This window comes from Halomonas sp. LBP4, from assembly GCF_003202205.1.
In the GTDB taxonomy this organism is placed as follows: Bacteria; Pseudomonadota; Gammaproteobacteria; order Pseudomonadales; family Halomonadaceae; genus Halomonas; species Halomonas flagellata.
Genome location: NZ_PDOG01000012.1, coordinates 22,149 through 44,983, shown reverse-complemented (window position 1 = coordinate 44,983; position 22,835 = coordinate 22,149). Strand labels below are relative to the sequence as shown.

Genomic DNA, 22,835 nt, shown 5'->3' with positions numbered 1-22,835 from the left:
AGCGCCTGGGACAGCATCTTCCCCGACAGCATGATGGCGGTGGCCGCCATCGACCGGCTGGTGCACCACGCCACGCTGCTGGAGCTGAGCGGAGAAAGCTACCGGAAACGCGCCTATCAGCGTCAATTACAGGGAGGCGCATTGCCTCGCCGAAATGGTTACCCAAAAAAGGGTGTTGCCTCACACACTGGGTTACCAAGGGCAGAAGCTGAGGTGGCGGTGATGGCAAAGAAAATGACGACTCCTGGTCGGCAAGAGCTGATTGGCGTTCTGAGGGAGCGCTATGCGCAGGGTTCTCGTGAAGAGAAAGGTCGGATCCTCGATGAATTCACCCTGACCAGTGGGTGTCATCGGAAATCAGCCATCCGGATCCTGAACGGCTCGGCAGATCTCGATCCCCAGACACCGAGAGGCAGGCGGAAACGAGTTTACGATGACGCAGTACACCAGGCGTTGATCGTGATTTGGGAGGCCTCAGACAGGATCTGCGGCAAGCGCCTCAAGGCATTACTTCCTATCCTGCTACCGGCCCTTGAGCGCCATGGCCATCTCCACCTTGACGCCGGGGTCCACGACAAGCTCATGTCCATGAGTGCCGCCACGATCGATCGGTTGCTCTGCGAGACCCGCCTCGGGGGCTCGCGTCGTCAAACCCGGAGAAAACCCACGGCAGCGCAGCGCAACGTGGCAATCCGCACTTTTGGCGACTGGTCTGATCCCTTGCCGGGTTATCTGGAAATGGACCTGGTGGTGCATTCCGGCGAGAGGCTGACCGGTAGCTATCTTCACACCCTCTCGGTGACTGATGTGGCGAGTGGATGGACCGACTGTGCGCCACTCCTGGCACGCGACGGAACGCTGGTCGTCGAGTCCGTTGAGGCCCTGCGTGGGAGCTTGCCTTTCGTGCTACGCGGGCTCGATGTCGATAACGGCTCCGAGTTTCTCAATGAAGTGCTGCTGCGGCACTGCGCTACCCATGGCATCGAGCTGACTCGATCGAGGCCCTATCACAAGAACGATCAGGCCTGGATCGAGCAGAAGAACGGGGCGGTCGTCAGACGACTGGTGGGATACCGACGGCTTGAGGGTCTGGCCGCCTTCGAGGCCCTGTCACAGCTTTATGCGGCGGCACGCTTGTTCATCAATTTCTTTCAGCCGTCGTTCAAGCTCAAAGAGAAAGTCCGTACGGGTGCCCGAGTCGTGAAGCGCTACCATGCACCGCAAACACCCTGTTCGCGATTACTCGGGTCGAATACCATTCCCGACACCATCAAAGCGCAACTACAGCACTTATCGGAAACCCTCGACCCCCTCCAGCTTCTGGATCAAATTCGCACCATGCAGCAACGACTGGCGATTATCGCGGCAGGCGGCGAACCACCTACGCCTGCCCATAAGAAAGATGATCTCACCCATTTTCTCGCCAGTCTTTCGACGGCATGGCATGAGGGAGAGGTTCGCCCAACTCACCGTACGGCACTAAAGGCAAGCCGGCACTGGCGTACCCGGCAAGACCCGTTCGAAGGCGTGTGGCCAACTATCGTGGGTTGGTTGGAAGCATCCCCCGATCAATCAGCAAAGGGCCTGTTAGAGCGGTTGCAACGGGAGCATCCTGGTACGTATCCCAATGGACATCTTCGGACACTGCAACGCCGGGTCAAAGAGTGGCGCAGGCAGATGGCGCTTCACCTTGTGTTTGGTCCAGGTAGTACCGATGATACTTTCGATCATGAAGAGAAGATCAGCAATGAAGTGGGGCAACCACACGGTAACATTCCTGATGAGGCAGCAGAGTAACCTTTTCTTGTGAGGCAACACGACCGGTCAAAGTAGTTGACGTCGCATACTCGACCCAACGCCACGATGCACTTCATTTCCGAAGCGAGGAAGAAAGCCAACAGTGCGCGCACCTGAGCAGGAGGCCCCAGCAACTGCCAACCCTGTCGAATCACGACGGGATGATCTGCCGCCCATGAAGCAAAGGAGACCACTTCCCTCGTGTAGGCTCTTGCCGTCAGCGATGCGTGGTGACGCACGGACATGCAGGCATAGAGGGTCAGCTCCGGGTGCGGCAACCCATCGCGATCTACCACATGAAAGGGATAGCAACCTTCGGCACGCAGGATCCGATAGGCTGGCATGTGAGGTTACCTCCCCATGGCAAGGCACACTGATGCTATCTGCACATGTACGATGACTGCACTACAGCATCTTCGATGAGAAAGAATATGCTCTGTAGTATAGAGCCAAACTTGCCAACTGGGGAGCCAAGCGTTGGGCGGCGCAGACCCGCAATGTTGTCGACCTGCGCGACCCAGTGCGCCGGGAAAAGCTCCTGCGCCTGGCGCCGGTGAGCGAAGTCTGGGATCGGCTCTCGGCTGACCCGCAGACTCGAGGCCGACCTGGGGATCACCACCGCCTGGCAGCTGGCGAGGGCCAACCCCCGGCTATTGCGCCGCCACTACGGTGTCACCGTGGAGCGCACGGCCCGGGAGCTCGGCGGGGAGCCCTGCTTCCCCTTTGATGAGGACCCGGTACCCAAGCAGCAGATCATTGCCAGCCAGACTTCTTCGGTAGGCGGGTGCACGACCGCGAAGGGCTTGCCGCGGCGCTGGCCAGCCTGACGGCACGCGCCGCGGCCAAGCTTCGCGCCCAGGGGTCGCTGACCCACTGCATGCAGGCTTTCATCCACACCTCGCCGTTCGACCGCCGTGGGGAGCCCTACAGCGCCCGGCAGATTGTGGCCTTCCCTGCCCCCACCGATGACAGTCGCGAGCTGATCGGCACTGCGATGGACGCTCTCACGCGGATGTACCGGCCGGGGCCGGCCTATGCCAAGGGTGGCGTCATGCTCTCGCAGTTCGTGCCGGCCCGGCACCGCACCGACGATCTCTTTGCCCCGGGGCGCCGGCCCGGCAGTGAGCAGCTGATGTCTGTCATGGACAGGATCAATGCCCGGATGGGGCGCGGGACCGTGCGGATCGCTCAGGAGGAGGTGTCGTCAGGGTGGGAGATGCGCCGGCAGTTCCTGTCCCCTGCCTACACCACCCGCTGGGAGGAGCTGCCGGAGGCGCATTAGGCAGGCACCGATGGCTCACGCGGCCCACAGGTTGGGCGGCAATCCTCGGAAGGTGAACTCAACCGTGGTGCTGGGAACGAGCTCGAGCATGTTGAAGCTCGCCAGGTCCCCGACGAAATCCATGATCGCCTGACGGGCATCGGGCAGCGTCGAGAGGCGGCTCACCTCCGGGAGTGTCTCCAGGAGCTGGTAGTAGCGAGCATTGTCGAGCAATTCCCGCGCCTCGGCAAGCAGTGCGACTTCCTGGAGCCCCAATAAACGAGCGCTTTCCATCAGGTCTGCCATGGAGAGCCAGTGCTCAGCCCCCGACAACACTCTCGGCGTGAAGATCACGTCCAGGAACAGCCCGAGCTTCCACTCCACGGGCGCGATGCCAAACACCCAGTCCCCGGGAATCGAACGCATCAATGCAGGCGGGGGCGTCTCGATGTCCATTCGCGCCATCGCCTTTCGCGTATGGCGCTCCAGCTGGGGTAGCGAAAAGCGCTGAGGTAGCGACTCCGTGGCCGCCAGCTTCCTCGCAAGCTCTCGGCAAGCGGCGTGGAGCCGCCTGGCCTCCGCCTCCATGCCGTCCAGGCTCTGAGCCTCGCGCTCGCGCTCCCAGGTGCGCCTCGCTTCTTCACGACGCCGCTGCTCCGCTTCGAGATCGGCCTTGCGTTGCGCTTCCCATCTGGCCTTCGTCTCTTCGGCTCGCTTCTCGCGATCGAGCCGCGCCTGCTCATCCAACCGCGCCTGCTCATCGGCGCGACGCTTGGCGTCAGCCTGCCACCTCTCTTCAGCCCGAATGGCGGCCTCTCGCTGGCGCTGGCGCTCCTGGGCTACCTCCTCGTCCGCCCGCCGGTTGCGTTCATTGGCGTGGGCGATCTGCTGGGCCAGTTTCGCTTCCAGCGCTGGCCGCGCTTCTTCCAGCCTCGGGTTAACGATCCACATGGCGTTGAACTGGCTGTAGATCTCGTCCTCGAGCACATCGAGCGTCAGGGTGCGCTGCACATGGCCGAGCGAGATCTCGATGCAGCGCAGGCCGCGCTCCTCGAGACGACGGCGCTTCTCCTCGTCGATGTAGTGGGTCACCGCCACCTCGATCAGGATCTGCACGCCGCCCAGTGTCACGACCAGGTCGGGCCGGATATCGCCCAGGCCGACTTCCAGCACGGCATGGTCGACGGGGTGCCAAGCGGCGCCGGGATAGATCTTCTTCGACACGGTGAGCTTGTGACCGCGGCTATCGAGCGCTTCCACGCTGGCGGTCAGGGCCGACACCGGGATGGCGAGGCGATCGGCGATGAGCTGCTTGGCGGCAAGGTGGATGCCGGTTTCGGCGCCGGTGCTGCAGGGGCGGTCGCTGTTCGAGTGGGCGAAGTAGTGACGAACCTTCTCCCCCATCCTCGCTTCCAGGGGCGTCTGGCACTCGGGGCAGACACAGCCGCATCGCAACCCGCGCTCTCTGGGTGACAGCTCGTCGATATGGATCACGCGCCCGTCACGCAGACCGAACGGGATCTTGGCGGTCGATGATGAGACGTTCCTGGTCATGGCTTCATGGTGTCAGAACAGCGCGAGCTGCGCCTCACTCGACTGTGCCGGTGGCGTCTGAGCCGGGTAGTCGCCCGAGGCATCGTCCATGCCTACCAGCCAGGCCATATCCTCTGCGGTCCATGCTGGATAGGGCGATGGGGCGAAGTCGCCCGTCTCACGGCGGATCTCGGCGGCGTCACGGCGGAGCGTCCGCACATCGTGGGATACCGGCATGGCGGGTGGATCAGGCCGCCGAGACATGCGCCAGCAGGTGGCAGCTGTCCCGGTACAGTCGGGAATCGGGGATGAGGTGCAGGTCGCCCGGGATGGCGTCCTCGGACAACAAGCCCGGCGCCATCAACAGGTAGAGCGCCGCGTCCCGGAGCTGTTGGCTGGGGGAGCGCTGCGCGAGCTGGTCGGTCAGGCCAACCCCCCATTTCCGCGCCAGGGCGGCGCCATGGAGCACCGCGAGCACTTCGGGGCGAGTGGCCGCCCGGTCATACTGCGCATGCAGCTCACGATCCCTTTGGGAGGGACCGGCCACTCGGAGCGCCAGGCCCTCACTGGGCACCAGGGCCTGCAGGTGTTCCTCGGCCTGTTTGATGGCACGGTTCACGCCCAGTCGCTTCAGAGATCCCGGCTGGCCCCGTGGGGCGCCCCTCAGCCCGCTCGGCAAGCGGCCGGCGAGCCAGTGTTCCTTGAGAACGTCGAGATCGAGACGCAGACCAATCACGCGGAGGTGGGCCTGACTCCCCGCCGGCAACAGGCTACGGGCGTAAGTTGGGGCGCTCTGAAAGCCTCGCTGCTGGTAGTCGTGATAGAGCACATCCGGCTCAGGGCCCGTGCCCCAGGCCTCCAGCCGGGCCTCCGGTCCCTTCCAGGCCAGCACCAGGCTGGCGCCCATCGCATCCCGCGGTTGTCCAGGCACCGAGGTGGCCGGTTCGCCGGCGAAGTCACAACAGACCATCGGCATGGCGGCCGAGGGGTGGCTCGGATCGGTGGTGTCTGGCGAGTAGCACCGCGAGGCCAGGATCTCATAGGCCGCCGCCGGAGTGGTGGTGTGATAGAGGCGTGTGGTCATGCGTCGAGGCGCCCTCGTGCAAGGTGCGTCAGCGCGTTGTCATCCATCGCCGTCTTCACCCCGGCCTCGACGCGACTGCCCTCAAGCGCCAGCCACACATCCCCCAGTCTCAGGGGTTGGTGGTCGATGTCCGCGAGCCTTCGCTCATAAGAGTTGAGGTGCCCCTCACGCAGCGCGAGCTCCCTGGCCGCCTTGATCACCTGGGGGGATGCCTCCTGGGCATGGTGCTTCTCGAGGTAGCGACGTGACTGCGCGTCGCGCTCTTCCTGGACATGGTCCGGCACCCCAGTATCACGGGGCTGGCGCCAGGGGCCACGGGACCCCAGCAGCGCCAGCAACGTGATAAAGGCGACGATCCCCAGCGCCCCGGCGAACACCCCCGGGGCGATCAGCGCTTCCGAGCGCAGGTGGTAGAGAAGCCCTGCGCAGAGCCCGGTGAGCATCAGGATCAGCAGGAAGTGGTAGTGAACCTTGTTCATGCGGCTTTCCTTGCAGTTTCGGCGGGCTTGGTGGCCGTCAGGATGACCACGGAAATGCTGGTCCCCTTGAAGTCGCCAGTGTAGGGAGTCGAGATCTCCACCTCCCAGTCGGTCAGTGCCCTTGAGGGATGCGACGAGACAGAGGCCGGCAGGATCGCCACCAGTCTGCCGCCCGGGGCGACCAGCTTGGCCGCGGCATCGAGGTGAGCCTGATGTCGCCCGCCCTGGTACGGAGGGTTCATCACCACCTTGTCGAAGCGCGGGGCCGAACGCGCCCACTCCAGGAAGTCCCCCTCGACCACATCGAACCCCTGGGCCCTGAGCACCTGGCAGTGCAGCGCGGCCACCTCGACGCAGGTCGTGCGCTCCCGGGGCAGCAGGCGGGCCAGGTGGCCCTGTCCGGCACTGGGCTCCAGCACCTCCTCACCCGGCGCCAGCTCGGCCGCGGCGACGGCCGCCTCGGCAATGTGCTCCGGCGTCGGGTAATACTGGTGGCTGCGCTGATCCGGGATCACCCCCGACAGGATCACGTGGTCGATGGCCTCTCGGACGTTGTAGTCGAAGGCGTAGCGTCGCGTCTGCGTGCGCACACCACCCAGCGACTCGAGGACACGCTCCACCTCCTGGCAGGTGTGCTTGTCGCTGGCGCACACGGTCAGCTCGGTCCAGTCGTCGTGAGGACGGCAGTCTCGCAGGGCGTTCAGCACCGCGAACGGCAGCGGACGGGTCATCAGATCGAAGTGCTTGGGCTTGGGGCCCGGTGCCGGCTGTGTCCGGAACTCGCTGGGGATCGCCTCCGGGTACAGGCTGGCGAGCACCCGGTTGAGCCGCCAGGCGATGTCGGGCGCCACCTCGATATGGCAGGTGCCTTTCTTGTAGAGCCTGACCCGCAGGGCATTGCCATCGAGGCTATGCCACACCCCCAGCCGCTCACGCAGCCGATAGAGGTCGCAGTAGCTAGTGTTGTGCGACGGCTCGTCACGGTGCATGAAGCGGGCCACCACCGCCCGCAGGTCGTTCAGGTAGTTCGACATGCGGCTGCTGGGATGCTGCATGTCATCGAGCATGCAGCCGACGATCATGCGCTTCGAGAAACCGACCGTCTTGTTGGTCTTGTGCACACCGGACAGCACGCGGAACACACCGTCGACCCGCTCGGCGAAGAAGGCCGGGCGCTGCGCCAGCAGGCTTTCCAGGGTGGCCCTGACGGTGCTCTCCTCGAAGGTCGGCGTATCGAAGCGACGGATCTGCTCGGCCCAGTCATTGCGGCGCTTGGCCGGCATGACCTCGAGGATGTCGGTCAGGTTCAAGGCCCGCTGCCAGAAATCGGCGTCCAGTGCCTTGTAGGCACCCTCGGGGTTGAGTAGTCGCTCGAGGCTCTTTCCCCCATAGCGGGACATGTCCGGCATGTTGCCCTCGAGGCAGTAGCCGATGGCATCCTGGTGGCCCTCCCCCATCACCAGGTCCACCGTCTCCTGAATCTTGCGGCGCATCGCCTGATACTCGCCAATGAGCCGGTCGATCATGTCCGACGAGACCGGCGCAAAGAACTCGCCGAGCTCTTCACCGAGCACCTCGACGGTCGGGGCGTGATCGTGAGTCTGCTGGTTCATCAGGCGGTCCTCCTGGGGTGTTCGTGGGGGATGCTGGCGCCGCACTCCTCGGCGATCAGCGCGTTGATGCGCTCCACGTGCTGGGGCTGGTTGAGCCACAGGTGAAGGTTGCCGTTGGCAAACCAGCGACAGGTCAGCCACTCGGTCTCGTGCTCGCTCTCGCCGCGGCGGCGACGGGCCTCGAGCTCGGTCGATAGCCGCTCGGCATGCGTCAGGTGGGTCGGGTCCTGGCCCTCGAGCAGACACAGGACCCGCTCCAGGTCATCCACGCGCTCCCGTGCCGAGCTGAAACCGTTCCAACCGGCTTCCCGGAAGGCCTGGGGCAGCACCAGCCGCTTGCCGACCTTGAACGCGCTGTGGCTGCGGTACTCCCGCGCCAGAGAGCGGAAGAGCTCGACGACGCCCCGACGGAACACCTCATGGCGCTGGCCGAACAGCTGGATGAACGTGGCGTGGACGTTCTCCCGGGTCAGCGGCAGGGGGTTGGTCGCCAGATCCTTCTGAATCTCGCGCTTGTCGTCGGCCGTCATCACCGCCGACATCCCGGAATGGTCCATCAACCAGCGCCAGCCCTCGGCATCGAAGGCGCTGGCCGCCTCAGCCACGGCACGGGTACGCACCTCATCGGGACGACATGCCAGAGATGACCAGGACTGTTTACGCAGGCTGGAGGTGAAGCCGAAGCCGTTGAGTGGCATCAGCGCCGTGGCCTCGGCCAGCTGCTCCATCGCGGAGCCCACCAGGGCCAGCGCCCTCTCCCTGCGTTCCAGCAGGTCATCCATCGCGCCGGTGGGCGGGGAGAGCTCGCGAGAGTCAGTCTCGCCTCGTTGTGCAATGTACGGTACTACGGTAGTACGGTGCATTATCACTCCTCCCGCTCTTGCTCGCCGCCCGCGGGCTTGAGCGCCAGCATGCCGCGCAGGGCCTGCAGTGCCTCGACCTCCTCCCTGGGGAGGGTGACGGTCAGGAAGCCGGGCCTTCCCGGGGTCGGCGCTGCGTGATCCAGATGCCACAGCAGAGGCAGCAAACGCGCATTGATCGTCAGCTGCTCCTCATCGGTCAGCGATTTCGGTGAGGCCGACAGCGCCGCGGCGATGTCGCGGGCCGTGACGCGGCGCTTGCCCTGGGTCATGGCCTGGGCCTGGCGAACGATGCCTGCCGCGTTATCGCCGTGTTCGCGCTGCAGGGTCACGGCGAGGGTTGGCGACACCGCCCCGGCCTCCACCAGTGCCCGCAGTCGGTCGCCCAGCTGGAGAAAGGACAACGTCTTGTGGACGTGGGGCTGGGAACGGCCGACCCGCTTGGCGATCTGTGCCTCGGTCCACCCTTCCTCGGTCAGGCGCCCGTAGAGCTCCGCCCGATGCAGCGGCGCCAGCTCTTCGGCTTGCGGGCCAGTCAGCTGGCTCAGCGCCTCCTCGACGCTGTCTTCGTTGCGGTCATCGCCCATGGTGTGTTCCCCCGGTGGTGAATGATGGGGCCAAGCTATAACCAATTTATGATTATGCAAGCACCATAAAACGGCGGCATTGGGCGAGAAGAGATTAGCGACACGCGGTGTTCCGACGTGTCAGGGAGGGTGCTGCAGGAAGAGGGATAGGTCAGCTGGCCGTGGCCTGTCCTGGCGAGGCCAGGTGAGCGGCTACACCCAGCGGCGCCAGGCGATGCCGGCCGTGACGGGGAGCACCAAGGCGATCGCCACGCCGGACAGGACCCTGACAAGAACGGGGTCGGCCGTGAGGAGCAGCAGCCCCGCGGCGAAGACGACGGCGAAGGCGATGGCGACGTGCCAGAACCTCATGCCCGGGTACCGGGCATAGAGGCTCAGCAGCGCCGTCAGCATGGCTGCCGCGGCGAAGAGCCAGCCTGGATTCAGGCCATGGCCCAGGGCGCCGGTGAACAGGAAAGCGATCGCCAGACCGATGGTGGCGAACTGGAAGAATGCGCAGATGCGTGTCGATTTCATCTGTCCGTCTTGTTCCTATGTCGGGCGCTGGTCGGTCTCCCCGCTCTGGGGAGAAAGGCGCTCGATGGCATACCCCAGGGCAAAGCCGGCGATGGCATCATGGCGCTGGGCGTGTTCCTGCAGGAGCGGGGCGAACCACGAATAGTGGTATCCGTGCCTTGCTGCCTGTCGTCCGCAGTGCTCGGCGCGTTCTCGCATGGGAACCGGCACCGCCCTTTTAGAGTGGAAACACTGCGCATACAGCCGGCCAGCGAGCTCGCCAGGGCTATCAGTGCCGTCCGTCGCCTGAGTGGCGCCGCGTCGGACGGCCTCCTCCAGGACAGGATCAAGCTGGCAGTACGCCAGCTCACGTTCTATCACCTCTTGAAGACGGTAATCCTGACCGAAGGGCTCTTCCCCCCGACCGTCATCATCCTCCTCGTCGAGGGAATCATCGAAAAACGGATCGTCCTCCAAGGGGCTCTCCTCATGCATTCATCGTTCCATGATGCCACGTCGTCTGGAAGTGCAATGGGACACTTCTTCAGAAAAAAGGCTGATATCCGGCTTCCTCCAAGGTGGCCATCGCTTTCCACATCAGCCCGATCCAATCATTGCTTTATTGATGGCCAATCGCGCCGTAGCTGCGGCGCTTTCCTCTTTTGCCAGAACGCGCTCATAATCGGTTGCAGGCACGCATATGTTTTTCCCATCTTCTCTCTTAGAAAACGAGAATAATTTCTCAGAATTGGCCAACAGGATATCAGCCATCCTTTCATGTTCGTTGTGGTAAAGGCCATTCATATAGTTCCCTTCTGTTTCTCTAACACTTACCGTCGTTGACGAGATTCAGCTACAGCGATCAATTCCTCGATCAGTCCACATCGCCAAGCCTAATACGCCACATACCGTAGCCCCCCTCTTCCTGCCAGGCACCATCCAGAAAGATTGACCCGGAAAAGGTGTGCAGTGTCGCTCGCCCCTGAAAACCCTCAGCCTCCAGCTCGTAGTGCCCTTCGCCGCGGGCGCATCCGACGTAAGCGTAGACCATACCCTCTTCCTCGTACTCCAGGCGGATGCTCTCCAGGTCTTGGCGAACCCGACATGGTTGCTGGTAGCTGCCGTCATCGGGCTTAAAGACTTCCATGATCGCATTGCGGTAGGGGCTCATCGTCCTTTTCCTCGATTAATTGCTGGTGGCAGCCAGGCTCTCGGCTGACGTTCTGACGTAGCGGCAATGGTAGCCATCCAATGCACCTTCAAGCCAAGAATTGTCCGCCTCCTGTAGGGTCATGGATGCCTCACCTTCCAGCGCAAATCCTATCAGTCGCGTCCAGGGCTGGAGGGCTTGTCCCCCTGTAGAAGAATCGGCTTTCATGGCGTGCAACGCTCTGTAGGCCTCAGGCATGAGGGGTCTGTATTCAGCCAATGCCTTGAGGGCAACTAGACCACCGGCCAAGCCCGGCTCAAGCCTGATGCCTAGGCCACTGAGGGAGCCTCTATACTGTTCGTCATTGATGAAAACTCCTTGTAACTCCCAGTCACCGAGGAGATCACCATCAGTAGGCGCGACCGCATCGTATATCTGAACAGGCATTTGCTGAGCCGAAGCGTAGTGCTCTCCTATCAGACACTCTCTTACGGAATCAGGTGTTACAGAATAGCTGGGCATCATCTTTTCCTCGATCAGTTGCTCACGGAACAGCCGGGGAAGTATCACCAGCATCCCAACGGTCGGTATGCTCCGTACAGGCGCTACACACTCCCTGGCCCGCGTCACGGTCCACGCGGAGCCAGCTACAAGGCTGCCCTGCTTTCTCATCCCAGCAGGCGTGGTGGTCATCGCAACCGCAGCCAATGCAAGTCGCCAACTCATCCCCCATGATCTCCTGGAGCCGGGTAAGGGGCTGCTCAAGCGCTTCATCTTGCGTTGTAGTCATTGTCCCTTTCCTCGATCATTTGGTTGGATTAGCGAGAACGCTGTCGAGCAGGATCGCGCAGCTTGCCACATGCTCATTCAGGTCATCGCGGCGCCGGTAATCCTGAGCACGCTCGGCCGCATCAGCAGCCGCTTGGTAAAGGGCTCCGGCTCGTTCGAGGTTGCGCTGTCGACTTTTCGGCTTCCACCATTCGGTATCCCATGGCCACAGTGATGGTTGGGTACATTCTTCCCCTTCGGCATCGCGATAGCAGAGAGCGGCCAGCATGAGAATCTCGACTCCGTGCTGGTCGTCGTGGTCAGGCGTCCACCCTTCCGATTCAATTTGGCGCTGCCGCTCATTGGCGATGAGTTGCTGCCCTGTCATATTGGACATCGTGCTTTTCCTCGATCAGTTGGCTTTGATAAGACGGTGCCTGTCAGGCCAGGCCTTCACAAGAAAATAGATCATCAAAGCAACAGGCCCGACTGAAATGCTCAATACAGCTAGCGTGGGCATTAGGTCATTAAACATCGCCGTGAATGGTTTGCTGGGGTCATAGTGGCTGCCGGTCTTGGCGAACAGCTCGATCGATCCAACAAACAGCAACAGCATACCGATAAGCGGGAAGCCTAGCAGTGCCTTCCATGCAGCTTTGGCCCGTGGGCTTCGTGCCAAAATGATGCCAGAGAGGGTAAAGCAGACCATAAATAGCCAGACCATCCAAGGGTGAATCCCCTGCATAGGGTCGGCATTATAAACCAATATCGCAGACTGTATTGCACCAAAGACAAGTGGAGCCACGATAATCCAGGTGCCGGGGTGTTTAATGAGTGATTCATTTTCTTTCTGTTTCATAACTGTCATTTCCTGAGGTTCAGGTCGCCATCAGTGTCGCACGGATCGCACGGCACGCAAGGGCCCCTTGTCACGCCTATTCCTCCATCAGGCTAATCCGCCAAGCCGGATGCGCCACATCCCGTAGCCACCCTCCTCCTGCCAGGCGCCATCCAGGAAAATCCGCCCGCGCCTCCTTCCCTGCCCTAGCGGGCCGGGCGCGGCACGGCGGTCAGCCGCTCGTCGGGGTACTGACGCAGGAAGGCGGCGCTGTCGGCCGCGGTTGCGATGAGCCAGGCGTGGACCTGGGCCTGAGGCAGGATCACCACTATGCGCTTCTCGCTGCCCGGCCGATGGAACTCGCGCATCAGCGGGTGATCGTCGGCATTGACGGTCAGCATGGTGTAGCTGTGCACGATCTCGCCATTAGGGCTGGTCCAGCGCTCCCACAGCCCGGCAAGGCTCATCGCCTCACCGTCGCGCCGGCAGATCCGTGTGGGGACGGCCTTTCCGCTGCGCCAGTCTGGTTCATAGATCGCCGCGGCGGGAATGATGCAGTGGCGAGCCTGGCGCCAGGCGACCCGGAAGGATGGCTTGCTGGCCACGGTTTCACTGCGTGCGTTGTAGGTACGACGCGCCAGCTTCTCATCCTTTGCCCAACTGGGGAGTAGTCCGAAGGTGCCGGTTAGCACCTCGAGGGTGGGAGCGGCCTCGTCGTGCGGGTCCGTCTCCAGCGCCGGCCGCACGAACGGGCCGATGTAGCCGGGCCATAGATCCGTCCCCCACGTCTCTTCGGATGCTATGCCGTATGCCTCCAACATCGATTGACGACTCGGAGCTTCGTAGTGACTGCACATCTGGCCTCCTGCGAGATCATCCTTTCCGATCACTATATGCCCACTGCGCAGCCGTGTGGTGGGCATCGCCTGCGCCCTTGTGTAATCGCCGACCTGTGACACGATGCCCTGACGGCAACAGGAGGATGCATCGTGTCAGAGCAGCTTACGCCAGGGTTCATGGTGATCCACGGCAACCGCATGGAAGACCTGCAGGACCTGGTGATCCAGTGGTCCCGCAGCAACCCGCTTCGCCCTCTCGAGCCCGAGGTGGTCCTCGTGCAGTCCAATGGCATCGCCCAGTGGATGCAGATGGCCCTGGGCGCCGACCCGGGCCCGGGCGGCTCCGGCGGCGGCATGGGGATCGCCATGGCCACCGACATCATGCTCCCGGCTCGCTTCCAGTGGCTCTCGTACCGCCGCGTCATCGAGGCCGTCGAGGGCGCGGGCGCCGTGCCCACTGCCTCCCCGTTCGACAAGCCACAGCTGCGCTGGCGCCTGCTACGCCTACTCCCCGCCAGGCTGGGCGAGCCTGGGTATGAACCGCTAGCCAAGTTCCTCGGCGATGACCGGGAGCAGCGCAAGCACTTCCAGCTGGCCGAGCGGCTCGCTGACCTCTACGACCAGTACCAGGTCTATCGGGCCGACTGGCTCGACGAATGGCTCGCCGGCCGCGACCACACGATCAACCCGCAGGGCGTGGCTCAGCCCCTTGCGGACGAGGATCGCTGGCAGGCCCTCCTGTGGCGCGACATCCACGAGGAAGTGCCGGCGGCGGCCCGCGAGACCCACCGCGCCGCGGTGCATCGTCGATTCATCGAGGCCGCCAGGCACCTCACCCCCGAGACCCTGCCCGAGGGTCTCCCCCGCCGCGTGGTGGTATTCGGGATCTCCGCCATGCCCTACCAGTCACTCGAGGCTCTGGAGGCCCTATCGGGGGCCTGCCAGATCCTGCTGTGCACCATGAACCCGTGCCAGCACTACTGGGGCGATATCGTCGAAGGGAAGGCGCTCCTGCGGGCCGAGTACCGGCGCCAGCGCCACCGCGAGGGCACGCCCTCAGATATCGACATGGCCGACATGCACCTGCATGCCCACCCCCTCCTGGCTGCCTGGGGCAAGCAGGGGCGCGACTACCTCCACCTGCTGGATGAGCGTGACGAGAAGGACGCCTACGCCGGGCTGTTCGATCGTCATGGCCTGCGAATTGACCTGTTCGAACCCGGGACAACCCTCACCCTGCTAGGCCAGCTCCAGGAAGACATCCTCCACCTGCGGCCGGCGCATGAGTCACTGAGCGAGTGGCCGGCGGTCGACCCCACCAACGACACGTCGATCCAGTTCACCATCGCCCACAGCCCCCAGCGTGAAGTCGAGATCCTTCACGACCAGCTGCTGGCGGCCTTCGCCGCTGACCCGGCGCTGCAGCCCCGCGACATCATCGTGATGGTGCCGGATGCGGACACCTTCGCGCCCTATGTCCATGCCGTGTTCGGCCAGTACGGCTACAGCCATCCCCGCTACATCCCCTACGAGCTCGCCGATCAGCGCCAGCGCCACCATGCGCCGCTGCTGGTGGCCCTGGAGACCCTGCTCAACCTGCCCCAGCTGCGAATAACCGCCAGCGATGTGCTGGACCTGCTCGATGTTCCGGCGCTACGCCGGCGCTTCGGCATCACCGAGGTGGACCTGGCGTTGCTTCGTCGCTGGATCGGCGGCGCCAATATCCGCTGGGGCCTGCATGGCGAACATCGCGATGCCCTCTCGCTGCCGGGCGACGATGAGCGCAACAGCTGGCGCTTCGGCCTGGATCGGATGCTGGCTGGCTTCGCGTTCGGCGATGCCGACGACGTCAGTGAGGCCGATTGGGAAGACATCGCCCCCTACGGTGAGGTCAGCGGCCTCGATGCCGCCCTGGTCGGCCCGCTCTACCAGCTGGCGGACACTCTGGACCACTACTGGCGCGAGCTCTCCACGGCCCGCACCGTGCGTGACTGGGCGCCGTTGCTGTCCCGGCTGCTCGAGGACGTCTTCCTGGCCGACAGTCGCCAGGAAGAGCGCTTGCTGCTGGCGCTCGAGGCCGGGCTGGAGAGCTGGCTGGATGAGGCCGATGGCGCCGAGTTCAATGCGCCCCTGCCGCTGAACATCGTCAGGGAGACCTGGCTGGCGCGTGTCGATGAGAACCCGCTGTCGCAACGCTTCCTCGGCGGGGCCGTGACCTTCGCGACCCTGATGCCGATGCGGGCCATCCCCTTCCAGCACGTCTACCTGCTGGGCATGAACGACGGGGACTACCCGCGGGCCCAGCAGCAGATGGACTTCGACATCATGTCGCGGCCGGGCCAGTACCGCCCGGGGGATCGCTCACGGCGCGAGGACGATCGGTACCTGATGCTCGAGGCCCTGCTCTCGGCTCGCAAGCACCTGTCGATCAGCTGGGTGGGGCGCAGCATCCGCGACAACTCGGAACGGGCCGCCTCGGTGCTGGTCGGGCAACTGCGTGACCACCTCGCCGCGGCCTGGCGCCTGGCGGGCGACGACACCGAGCACAGCGGTGCCCGGCTGGTGGAGGCGCTCACCACCGAGCACCCGCTGCAGCCGTTCAGCTCGGCGTACTACCGCGACGACGCGGCGGCGTCCGGCCTGATCACCTACGCCGACGAATGGGAGCATCTGCACCACGCCCCTCAGGATTCGGCGTGCCGTGCCCCGGGCGGGAACGTGCTGAGCGAATGGCGGCCGGAAACCCCGGTGACCCTGCGCGAGCTGGCCAGCTTCCTCCGTCGCCCCATCGATCAGCTCTACCGCCAGCGCCTGGGGATCTTCTTCCCCGATCAGCAGCTGGTCAGCCAGGATGCCGAGCCGTTCGGTTACGACAACCTGGAGGTGTGGAAGCAGCAGGACGCGCTCCTCCAGCCCGTCGGGTTGCAGCTGGCGCTCGACCCCTCCCTCGACCCCGAGGCGCTGCTGGCGGCGGCGGTGGACCGGCGCATGCGCGAAGGCGAAATGCCCCATGAGCCGTTTGCCGGCACCGTCGCCGAGGGACTCACCGCACCGCTACTCTCCCAGCTGACCCGGTACCGGGCCTACCTGCAGGACTCCCCGATACGCCGCGACCCAGCCCCGGAGGTGCAGATCGCGCATGGCGAGCTGCTGCTGGAGGACAGCCTGGATCAGGTGGTGCAGAACGCCGCCGGCATGACGTCCCGAGTGGTCCTCGAGACCTCGAAGCTCCACGAAGGCGATCGCGTGAAGTGGACCTCGCTGATCAAGCACTGGCCCTACCACCTGGCGCTACAGCTGGTCACCGAGAGCACCCCGAGCATCATCGTCGGCCAGACCGGTGATCTCATGCTCGATGGCATGAGCGCCGAGGCAGCACGTGACACCCTCGGGCAACTGCTCGACACCTGGCTGGCCGGCATGCATGCCCCGCTGCCGCTGACCTGCAAGGCGGCCTTCCTGGCGCTGGACCTCAACCTGTGGGAGGACGACAGCGCCGACCGGCTGAAGGTCGAGACCGCGTTCGAGGAGGAGCTCGAGCAGAGCCTGACCATCGCCCGCCACTACCCGGACTTCGCTTCGCTGGACCCCGACGGGCGGTTCCGTGAGCTCGCCACCACGCTCTACGCTCCCCTGCGCCAGCAGGTCTACCAGGAGACGAACTGATGTCGCTTGTTCTTGATCTGCCCCTGCGTGGCAGCCAGCTGATCGAAGCCAGTGCCGGCACCGGCAAGACCTTCACCATCGCCCTGCTCTACGTTCGCCTGGTGCTGGGCCATGGCATGCCAGGGGACGATGAGCAGCCCCGTGACAACGGCTTCGGCCGGCTGCTGACCCCGCCGGAGATCCTGGTGGTGACCTTCACCGAGGCAGCCACCCAGGAGCTCAAGGGACGCATCCGGCAGCGCCTGGTGGAAGCGGCCGACGCCTTCCGTGAAGACTCGGAGACGGCGGATCTCGACAGCGGCGACCCGCTGCTGGCGCTGCGCAACGAGTATCCCCCGGCCGCCTGGAAGACCTGCGCTCGCCGGCTGCAGATGGCGGCGGAGTGGATGGATGACGCCGCAGTCTCCACGATCCACAGCTGGTGCTACAAGATGCTGGTCGAGCATGCCTTCGACAGCGGCAACCTGTTCGCCCAGACCCTGCTGTCCGATCAGACCGAGGTGATCGCCGAGGCTGTGCAGGACTACTGGCGCACGCGCTTCTACCCCCTCTCCCCCGCGCTTGCCGCCATGGTCTATGAGGAGTTCAAGTCGCCGGATGAGCTGCGCAAGGCGGTCAAGGACCTGCTCAAGCGCGAGGAGGCACGCCTCGAGTTCAACGAGGCCCCGGTGGACCCGCGCCCTCTGGACGTGAAGCTCGCCGAGATGGGCAGTCGTACCCTGGCCGCACGCGACGCCGAGCAGCAGGCCCGTGACGCCTGGCTGGCCGACCAGGATGCCCTGCGAGTCCAGCTGTGGGAGCTGCGTGCCGGCATGAACGGCAATTCCTATCGCGGGAAAGACGATGACGACACCTTCGCCGCGTGGGTCGAGGGCGTCGAGGCGTGGGCCCATGGCGGGCCCGCCAACGACTTCCTGCCCAAGCTGGGCTCCCAGACCATGAAGCTCAAGAAGGGGCATGCGGTCCCGGATCACCCCTTCTACGCGTTCGTGGAAGCATGGCAGGGCGCCGCGGCGATGATCCCGAACCTGCGCCCGCACCTGCTGGCCGATGCTCGCGACTGGGTCCTCGAGGCGATCCAGCGCCAGCTGCAGAATCGGGCAGAGATGGGCTTCGATGACCTGCTCAAGCGCCTGGACGCGGCTCTCGCCGGCGAGAATGGCCCGGCGTTGGCACAACGGATCAGGGAGCAGTTCCCGGTAGCCATGATCGACGAGTTCCAGGACACCGACCCCCTGCAGTACCGCATCTTCGAGCAGGTCTATCGTGTCAGCGCCAACGACGAGCAGACCGGGATCGTGCTGATCGGTGACCCCAAGCAGGCCATCTATTCGTTCCGTGGCGCCGATATCCGCACCTACCTCAAGGCCAAGCAGGACACGGCGGAGCGGCTGTACACCCTGGACCGCAACTTCCGCTCGAGCGACGGCATGGTCAAGGCCGTGAACGCGCTGATCGCCCATGCCGAGCTGCACCCGGCCGGCGCCTTCCGCTTCCGGGCCGAGGGCAATGACCCGCTCCCCTTCCACCCGGTCAAGGCCAAGGGCCGCGAGGAAGTGCTGGTGCTGCAGGGCCAGCCGGCCCCGGCGCTGACCGCCTGGTGGCTGGCACCGGATGACAAGGTGCGTCCCAAGGTCTACCAGAAGGCCATGGCCGAGCACGCCGCCGAGCAGCTCGCCCAGTGGCTCCAGCAGGCCCGGGAGGGGCAAGCCGGGTTCCAGGCGGGTGATACCCTCACGCCGCTCAAGCCGTCCGATGTGGCGATCCTCGTGCGCGACAAGAACGAAGCCGCGGTCATGCGTGAGGCCTTGAGCCGGCGCCAGCTGGCCAGCGCCTTCCTGTCCGATCGGGACAGCGTCTTCGCCAGCGAGGAAGCCCGAGATCTCCTGTACTGGCTGCAGGCCTGCGCCAGCCCCGATCACGACGGCCATGTCCGTACCGCGCTGGCGACCCCGACCCTGGGGCTCGATCTCGCCTGGCTGGACCACCTGACCTCGGATGAGCTGGAGTGGGAAGCCTACCAGGACCGGTTCCACCGCTATCGTCAGCGCTGGCAGGCCGTCGGCGTGCTGCCGATGCTGCGCCTCATGGTCCACGAGTTCGACCTGGCCCGCCGGCTGCTGGCCGAGACCGGGGGCGAACGGCGCCTGACCAATGTCCTGCACCTCGCCGAGTGGGCACAGCAGGCCAGCGAGCTGCTGGACGGCGAGCAGGCTCTGATTCGCGAGCTCGCCGAGCACATCAACAACCCCACCGGTGAAGAGCAGGTCTTGCGCCTGGAGAGCGACGCGGAGCTGATCAAGGTGGTGACCATCCACAAGTCCAAGGGACTCGAGTACCCCCTGGTGCTGCTGCCCTTCATCAGCCACTGGACCGAGGTCGATGGGCGCCGCGGCCGGCCCACCTACGACAAGGACGGCCTGGTGATCGAGCTGGGCAAGAAGAAGGACGCTCCCTTCGCGTTCAGCGAGGCCGACGACGAGCGCCTCTCCGAGGACATGCGCCTGTTCTACGTGGCCCTGACCCGGGCCCGACATGCCGCCTTCCTCGGGATCGCCCCGCTGGCCCCGGGCAACGCCAAGCTTCCCCAGCTGCACAAGGGCAGCCTGGGCTACCTCCTGGCCGGGGGCCAGCCGATGAAGTCGGCGGCTGAGCTCGAAGCCAAGGCGCAGGAGGCTCTGGCCGGGTGCGGGGATGTGGCCTGGTCAGGGGTCGACGAGGACGTGTCCTGTACCGTCGTGCCGCCGAGCGTCGATGCCGCGACCTTCCAGCCGGCCCGCCGGCCGACCCACGCGGCCTTTGCCCCGTGGTGGATCAGCAGCTACACCGCGATCGTGGAGCACGGCGGCGCCGCCTCCAGCGATCTCGCCCCCGACACGCCGGCGCAGGCCACCCAGGCAGACGAGACCGGTGCTCCCCTGGGCCTTGCCACGGGCACGCCTGCCCCGGGCACGATCCACGCCTTTGCCCGCGGCCCCGAGGCCGGCAACTTCCTCCATGGCGTCCTGGAGTGGGCCGGTCAGAAGGGCTTTGCTCAGGCCCTCGCGGACACCACCGAACGCCGTCAGATGATCGAGCGCCGCTGCCGGGTACGCGGATGGGAGCAGGAAGCTGAGGGGCTGGATGGGTGGCTCACGACGCTTCTGCAGACCCCGCTGCTGGCGGATGTCCCGGGCATGGCCCCGGTGGGGGTGTCACGCTATCTGGTCGAGCAGGACTTCTGGTTTGCCGTGCACCAGGTGGCGACCCCGGCGCTGGATCAGCTCCTGCAGGCACACACCCTCGGCGGCATCCGCCGGCCAGCGCTTGCGTATAACCGACTCAATGGGATGCTCAAGGGGTTCATCGACCTGACCGTGGAGCACGAGGGGCGCTACTACGTCCTCGACTGGAAATCGAACTGGCTGGGGCCCGACGCCGGGCACTACCACCCCGCCGCGATGCGCCAGTCCATGGCGGAGAAGCGGCATGACGTCCAGCTCGCCCTGTACCTGCTGGCGCTCCATCGCCACCTGCGTCAGCGCCTGCCGGACTACGACTACGACACCCACGTAGGGGGTGCCCTGTACGTCTACCTGCGGGGTACTGGGGAGCCCGGGCGCGGGGTCTACCATGAGAAACCGTCACGCGAGCTGATCGAGGCCCTGGACGCTCTGTTCGCTGACGCCACCGCCACTGCTGAGGAGATTGCCTGATGGCGACGGATACCATGCCGCTGATGCCCACCGGGGCCGACGCCCCACAGCAAGGCACCCAGGCCATGGTCGCGCTGCTCCGCGAGTGGCGGGACGCCGGCTGGGTACGCGCTCTGGATACCGCCTTCGCCGAGTTCCTAGTCCGCCAGCGGTTGGACGTCGACCCCCTAGTGCTGCTGGCCGGAACCCTGGCCAGCCACCAGAGTGGCCGTGGCCATCTGCTGCTCGATCTGGAGGAGACGCTGCGCAACCCCGGCGGTGCCGTGGCCCAGGTGGACCTCGCCCCCAGCGACACCCAGCCGGCCACCTCGCCGGAGGACCTGATGGGCAGGATCGATCTGGCTGCCTGGCGGGAGGCGCTGGCACAGAGCGACCTGGTCAGCATCGAGGGCGCCGAGCGCCGGCCCCTGGTGCTGCATGACAACCAGCTCTACCTGCACCGCTACTGGCGCTATGAGCGCGATATCACCCGGGCCATCGAGGGCAAGCTCGCCCAGGCGCGTGACATCGATGAGGCCAAGATGGCGGAGCTCCTCGAGGCCTTGTTCCCGGCCAACCCCGAAGGGCCATCGCCGGACTGGCAGAAACTCGCCTGCGCGATCGCCGCTCGCACCCACTTCAGCGTGATCACCGGGGGGCCTGGTACCGGCAAGACCACCACGGTGGTGAAGCTGCTGGCGCTGCTGCAGGCGTTGGCCCTGACGCCGGGTGACACCCCGCCCCTGCGGATTCGGCTGGCCGCCCCCACCGGCAAGGCGGCGGCACGCCTCAACGAGTCGATCGCCGCTCAGGTGTCGTCGCTGGCGCTGGATGGCATTCCCAATGCCGATGCTGTCCGGGCCGCGGTACCCACCGAAGTCACGACGCTTCATCGACTGTTGGGGGCACGGCCTGATACCCGTAAGTTCCGTCATCACCGGCTCAACCCGCTGCCGGCGGAGATCGTGGTCGTCGATGAGGGCTCGATGATCGACGTCGAGATGATGATCAGCCTGCTGGATGCCCTTCCCAGCCATGCCGGGCTGGTCATGTTGGGGGACAAGGACCAGCTGGCCTCGGTGGAAGCCGGCGCCATCCTGGGCAGCCTGTGCGCCCAGGCCGTGGAGGGCCACTACACCCCCGAGACCCGGGACTGGCTGACCCGGGTGGCGAGTGCCGGCCCGGAGCCGGCGCTGGTCTGCCGGCCGGCGAGGCCACTGGATCAGTCGATCGCAATGCTCCGGCACAGTTACCGCTTCGGAGCCAACAGTGGCATTGGCCGGCTGGCGCGGGCGATCAATACCAACGAGCCCGGTGAGGTCAGCAAGATCCTCGCTGACACGTCGCGCCAGGACCTTCACCGGCTCTCCCTTGGGGAGATCGGTGATGATGCACTCGAGTCCCTGGTCGTGAACGGCGTACCAGGACGCGGGCATGGCTATGCCCACTACCTCGATGTGCTTGAGCAGGAGCGGCCGGAGGGCACGGCCAGCAAGGGGGAGTTCGATGCCTGGGCCGCCCAGGTGATCGCCGCGCACAGCCAATTCCAGCTGCTCTGCTCGCTACGCCGTGGGCCTGCAGGGGTGGAGGGGCTGACGCCACGCATCGAGGCGCAGCTGGTTGCCTCAGGCCACCTGCCCCAGGATGCCGGCGGGGCCCACTGGTATGAGGGACGCCCGGTGCTGGTGACTGGCAACGACTACAGCCTGAAGCTGATGAACGGGGATATCGGGATCACCCTGCGGGTGCCGGTCAACGAAACGACAGGCGACATGGGCCTGCGCGTAGCCTTTCCGGCGGGTGACGGGTCAGGAGGGATTCGCTGGGTGCTGCCGAGCCGACTGCAGCGGGTTGAGACGGTCTTCGCCATGACGGTGCACAAGTCGCAGGGCTCTGAGTTCGCACACGCCGCGCTGGTGATGCCGGATGCGCCAAACCCGATCGCGACGCGGGAGCTCTTCTATACCGCGGTGACCCGGGCCAAGCAGCTCTTCACCTTGGTGGAGACGCGGGCGAATATCACCCAGCAGGTGGTTGGAAGTCGGACGCAACGGGCGAGTCAGCTGTTCAGCGTGGGATAGTTGGACCCACAGACGCGGTGGCCTTGGTCTTATGTGGCGCTGCCCGCCAATGGGCGGGCAGCGATCTCGTCGTAACGGTGAAACGGAGAGGTGTTGTTGGCTTGCTCGTC

Annotated in this window: 20 protein-coding genes; 5 read left to right on the top strand and 15 right to left on the bottom strand. The window is 65.1% G+C overall.

What is annotated here, in order from left to right; translation table 11 throughout:
• The coding region (locus CR157_RS23250; protein WP_306766798.1) for an integrase catalytic domain-containing protein at window positions 1-1,797 on the top strand (1,797 nt) is incomplete at its 5' end.
• Window positions 1,798-2,581: 784 nt separating this feature from the next.
• On the top strand, window positions 2,582-3,079 hold the full coding sequence (locus CR157_RS21690; protein WP_110285601.1) for a DUF4113 domain-containing protein: 498 nt from the start codon (window positions 2,582-2,584) through the stop codon (window positions 3,077-3,079).
• A 15-nt stretch (window positions 3,080-3,094) separates the two neighbouring features.
• Here the strand turns inward: CR157_RS21690 and CR157_RS21685 are convergent, their stop codons facing one another.
• The 15 genes from CR157_RS21685 to CR157_RS21615 all read right to left on the bottom strand — a co-directional run bounded on the left by CR157_RS21685 (window position 3,095) and on the right by CR157_RS21615 (window position 13,322).
• Window positions 3,095-4,612 (bottom strand): hypothetical protein, encoded by a 1,518-nt coding sequence (locus tag CR157_RS21685; RefSeq protein WP_110285600.1) that lies wholly within the window; start codon window positions 4,610-4,612, stop codon window positions 3,095-3,097.
• Window positions 4,613-4,624: 12 nt separating this feature from the next.
• Window positions 4,625-4,828, bottom strand: a complete 204-nt coding sequence (locus CR157_RS21680) for a hypothetical protein (RefSeq protein ID WP_110285599.1) — start codon at window positions 4,826-4,828, stop codon at window positions 4,625-4,627.
• Between the two features lie 10 nt (window positions 4,829-4,838).
• Window positions 4,839-5,675, bottom strand: a complete 837-nt coding sequence (locus tag CR157_RS21675; protein ID WP_110285598.1) for a hypothetical protein — start codon at window positions 5,673-5,675, stop codon at window positions 4,839-4,841.
• Window positions 5,672-6,154, bottom strand: coding sequence for a hypothetical protein (locus CR157_RS21670; RefSeq protein ID WP_110285597.1), 483 nt, complete (start codon window positions 6,152-6,154; stop codon window positions 5,672-5,674). Before CR157_RS21670 ends, CR157_RS21675 begins: the two co-directional genes overlap by 4 nt.
• Entirely contained in the window at window positions 6,151-7,767 is a 1,617-nt protein-coding gene (locus CR157_RS21665; protein WP_110285596.1) for a class I SAM-dependent methyltransferase, read from the bottom strand. Before CR157_RS21665 ends, CR157_RS21670 begins: the two co-directional genes overlap by 4 nt.
• On the bottom strand, window positions 7,767-8,630 hold the full coding sequence (locus tag CR157_RS21660; protein WP_110285595.1) for a DUF4942 domain-containing protein: 864 nt from the start codon (window positions 8,628-8,630) through the stop codon (window positions 7,767-7,769). The genes CR157_RS21665 and CR157_RS21660 overlap by 1 nt, the downstream gene beginning before the upstream one ends.
• Window positions 8,631-8,632: 2 nt before the next feature.
• A complete protein-coding gene (locus CR157_RS21655; RefSeq protein ID WP_110285594.1) occupies window positions 8,633-9,214 on the bottom strand; it encodes a KorB domain-containing protein in 582 nt (193 codons plus the stop codon).
• Window positions 9,215-9,406: 192 nt separating this feature from the next.
• Window positions 9,407-9,730, bottom strand: a complete 324-nt coding sequence (locus tag CR157_RS21650; RefSeq protein ID WP_110285593.1) for a hypothetical protein — start codon at window positions 9,728-9,730, stop codon at window positions 9,407-9,409.
• Window positions 9,731-9,745: 15 nt separating this feature from the next.
• The gene (locus tag CR157_RS21645) at window positions 9,746-10,186 is read right to left on the bottom strand and encodes a hypothetical protein (RefSeq protein WP_146218748.1); all 441 of its coding nucleotides are present in this window, start codon (window positions 10,184-10,186) and stop codon (window positions 9,746-9,748) included.
• Window positions 10,187-10,306: 120 nt separating this feature from the next.
• Window positions 10,307-10,480, bottom strand: coding sequence for a hypothetical protein (locus CR157_RS22750; protein ID WP_181422150.1), 174 nt, complete (start codon window positions 10,478-10,480; stop codon window positions 10,307-10,309).
• 103 nt (window positions 10,481-10,583) lie between these two features.
• Complete coding sequence (locus CR157_RS21640; protein WP_110285591.1) at window positions 10,584-10,880, bottom strand: hypothetical protein; 297 nt, start codon at window positions 10,878-10,880, stop codon at window positions 10,584-10,586.
• 15 nt (window positions 10,881-10,895) lie between these two features.
• A complete protein-coding gene (locus CR157_RS21635) occupies window positions 10,896-11,585 on the bottom strand; it encodes a hypothetical protein (protein WP_181422149.1) in 690 nt (229 codons plus the stop codon).
• Between the two features lie 79 nt (window positions 11,586-11,664).
• Window positions 11,665-12,024 (bottom strand): hypothetical protein, encoded by a 360-nt coding sequence (locus tag CR157_RS22745; protein WP_181422148.1) that lies wholly within the window; start codon window positions 12,022-12,024, stop codon window positions 11,665-11,667.
• A gap of 15 nt (window positions 12,025-12,039) precedes the next feature.
• The gene (locus CR157_RS21620) at window positions 12,040-12,486 is read right to left on the bottom strand and encodes a hypothetical protein (RefSeq protein WP_110285589.1); all 447 of its coding nucleotides are present in this window, start codon (window positions 12,484-12,486) and stop codon (window positions 12,040-12,042) included.
• Window positions 12,487-12,671: 185 nt separating this feature from the next.
• Complete coding sequence (locus CR157_RS21615; RefSeq protein ID WP_110285588.1) at window positions 12,672-13,322, bottom strand: SOS response-associated peptidase; 651 nt, start codon at window positions 13,320-13,322, stop codon at window positions 12,672-12,674.
• A 132-nt stretch (window positions 13,323-13,454) separates the two neighbouring features.
• Between CR157_RS21615 and recC the strand changes: the two genes are divergently transcribed.
• Genes recC through recD form a run of 3 tightly spaced genes read left to right on the top strand, consistent with a single transcriptional unit; the run spans window position 13,455 to window position 22,725 of the window.
• Window positions 13,455-16,970 carry an exodeoxyribonuclease V subunit gamma gene (gene recC / locus CR157_RS21610; RefSeq protein WP_258364268.1) on the top strand — a complete coding sequence of 1,172 codons (3,516 nt, stop codon included), beginning with the start codon at window positions 13,455-13,457 and terminating at the stop codon, window positions 16,968-16,970.
• Window positions 16,970-20,665, top strand: coding sequence for an exodeoxyribonuclease V subunit beta (recB, locus tag CR157_RS21605; RefSeq protein WP_110285586.1), 3,696 nt, complete (start codon window positions 16,970-16,972; stop codon window positions 20,663-20,665). Before recC ends, recB begins: the two co-directional genes overlap by 1 nt.
• A complete protein-coding gene (gene recD / locus CR157_RS21600) occupies window positions 20,665-22,725 on the top strand; it encodes an exodeoxyribonuclease V subunit alpha (protein WP_110285585.1) in 2,061 nt (686 codons plus the stop codon). Before recB ends, recD begins: the two co-directional genes overlap by 1 nt.
• Window positions 22,726-22,835 lie beyond the last annotated feature (110 nt).

Excerpts from the sequence above, each read along its gene's own strand:
- CR157_RS21685 (WP_110285600.1), bottom strand. The coding sequence starts at position 4,612 with ATGACCAGGAACGTCTCATCATCGACCGCCAAGATCCCGTTCGGTCTG.
- CR157_RS21680 (WP_110285599.1), bottom strand. The coding sequence starts at position 4,828 with ATGCCGGTATCCCACGATGTGCGGACGCTCCGCCGTGACGCCGCCGAG.
- CR157_RS21675 (WP_110285598.1), bottom strand. The coding sequence starts at position 5,675 with ATGACCACACGCCTCTATCACACCACCACTCCGGCGGCGGCCTATGAG.
- CR157_RS21670 (WP_110285597.1), bottom strand. The coding sequence starts at position 6,154 with ATGAACAAGGTTCACTACCACTTCCTGCTGATCCTGATGCTCACCGGG.
- CR157_RS21665 (WP_110285596.1), bottom strand. The coding sequence starts at position 7,767 with ATGAACCAGCAGACTCACGATCACGCCCCGACCGTCGAGGTGCTCGGT.
- CR157_RS21660 (WP_110285595.1), bottom strand. The coding sequence starts at position 8,630 with ATGCACCGTACTACCGTAGTACCGTACATTGCACAACGAGGCGAGACT.
- CR157_RS21655 (WP_110285594.1), bottom strand. The coding sequence starts at position 9,214 with ATGGGCGATGACCGCAACGAAGACAGCGTCGAGGAGGCGCTGAGCCAG.
- CR157_RS21650 (WP_110285593.1), bottom strand. The coding sequence starts at position 9,730 with ATGAAATCGACACGCATCTGCGCATTCTTCCAGTTCGCCACCATCGGT.
- CR157_RS22750 (WP_181422150.1), bottom strand. The coding sequence starts at position 10,480 with ATGGCTGATATCCTGTTGGCCAATTCTGAGAAATTATTCTCGTTTTCT.
- CR157_RS21640 (WP_110285591.1), bottom strand. The coding sequence starts at position 10,880 with ATGAGCCCCTACCGCAATGCGATCATGGAAGTCTTTAAGCCCGATGAC.
- CR157_RS21635 (WP_181422149.1), bottom strand. The coding sequence starts at position 11,585 with ATGAGTTGGCGACTTGCATTGGCTGCGGTTGCGATGACCACCACGCCT.
- CR157_RS22745 (WP_181422148.1), bottom strand. The coding sequence starts at position 12,024 with ATGTCCAATATGACAGGGCAGCAACTCATCGCCAATGAGCGGCAGCGC.
- CR157_RS21620 (WP_110285589.1), bottom strand. The coding sequence starts at position 12,486 with ATGAAACAGAAAGAAAATGAATCACTCATTAAACACCCCGGCACCTGG.
- CR157_RS21615 (WP_110285588.1), bottom strand. The coding sequence starts at position 13,322 with ATGTGCAGTCACTACGAAGCTCCGAGTCGTCAATCGATGTTGGAGGCA.
- recB (WP_110285586.1), top strand. The coding sequence starts at position 16,970 with ATGTCGCTTGTTCTTGATCTGCCCCTGCGTGGCAGCCAGCTGATCGAA.
- recD (WP_110285585.1), top strand. The coding sequence starts at position 20,665 with ATGGCGACGGATACCATGCCGCTGATGCCCACCGGGGCCGACGCCCCA.